This is a genomic window from Gemmiger formicilis (assembly GCF_016901605.1).
In the GTDB taxonomy this organism is placed as follows: Bacteria; Bacillota; Clostridia; order Oscillospirales; family Ruminococcaceae; genus Gemmiger; species Gemmiger formicilis_B.
Map to the genome: position 1 here is coordinate 1 of NZ_JACJKP010000321.1, position 1,173 is coordinate 1,173.

A 1,173-nucleotide genomic window follows, 5' to 3' on the forward strand; every position below is an offset into this window, starting at 1 on the left:
ATGCGCGCCCACTCAATGGAAAAGCGGTAGGCGTTGAGTCCGGCTTCGGCAAGCAATCGGATATCTTCCTCATATCGATTATAATGGTCACAGGCGATGCCGCTGGGTTCGGCAAAGCTGGAGTGGGGCAGCTGTTCCTGGGCCCAGTAGTCGGAATGGATGTTGTTTCCTTCCACCTGGTGGGCCGCAGTGGCAGCGCCCACCAGAAATCCTTTTGCAAATTTCTGCATGGATAATCCTCCTTTTATTATCGAGACGTCAAAGTCCATTTGCTTGTCCGTATCATACCATACCTGTCGGATTCTTATGGTGTAAAAATTGAAAATAAGGGGTAAAAAATAGATTATACAGGGAAATTACATGAATAATTGTACTGGTTTGCTGAAAATTGACTCTTTCTTGCGATGGCGGTCTGCTATAGTGAGAGTACAAACAAAACCGTTGCACACTTTTAAGGAGGAAAAACCGTATGGCAAAAAAACATCTCAGCGCCAGCGAAATCGACGGCGTCCAGTACCGCCGCGCCAAGCTCTGGCAAATTATCTGCTACGCCTGCAATGGCCTTGTGGGTATGAGCGTTTACTCTCTGATTGGTATGGCCAGCTATTCGGCCAGTATCGGGTACGGCATCACAACCGCCGCAGTGGGCATTATCCTGACCTGCTCCCGTATTCTGGACGCGATCACCGACCCACTTCTGGCCTTTGTGTATGACCGGGTCAACACCCGATTCGGCAAGCTGCGTATTTTGCTGGTGGTTGGCTATCTCATTGAGGCGGCTGCCCTCTACGGTATGTTCACCGGCTTCTCTTCCAAAGGATTGGGTCTGCCGGTCTTTGTTTTGCTCTATGTGGGCTACGTCATTGGCTACACCGTCACCAACATGACAGCCCAGACCATCCCCGCCATCATGACCAACGACCCCACCCAGCGCCCCACCATCGGCGTCTGGACTACCGCTTTCAATTATCTGGTGCCCATGGCCATGTCCATGGTGATGAACGTAGTGCTGCTGCCCAAGTTCGGCGGCCAGTACAACCAGGCCTTCCTCTCTGCTGCCTGCGCCATCACGCTGGTCGTGGCCGCAGTGGGCACCCTGCTGGTCTGCCTGGGCGTATCCTCGTACGACAAGCCCGAAACTTTTCTGGGAACCAAGAAGTCTGAGCCGCTGAA

At 52.7% G+C, this 1,173-nt stretch carries 2 protein-coding genes; one reads left to right on the plus strand and one right to left on the minus strand.

Annotated elements, in window-relative coordinates; all coding sequences use genetic code 11:
- On the minus strand, positions 1 to 230 hold a 230-nt coding region (locus tag H6B10_RS14560; protein ID WP_204652255.1), incomplete at its 3' end, for a family 1 glycosylhydrolase.
- Between the two features lie 239 nt (positions 231 to 469).
- On the opposite strand from H6B10_RS14560, the gene H6B10_RS14565 reads away from it, so the two are divergent.
- The coding region (locus tag H6B10_RS14565; protein WP_204652256.1) for an MFS transporter at positions 470 to 1,173 on the plus strand (704 nt) is incomplete at its 3' end.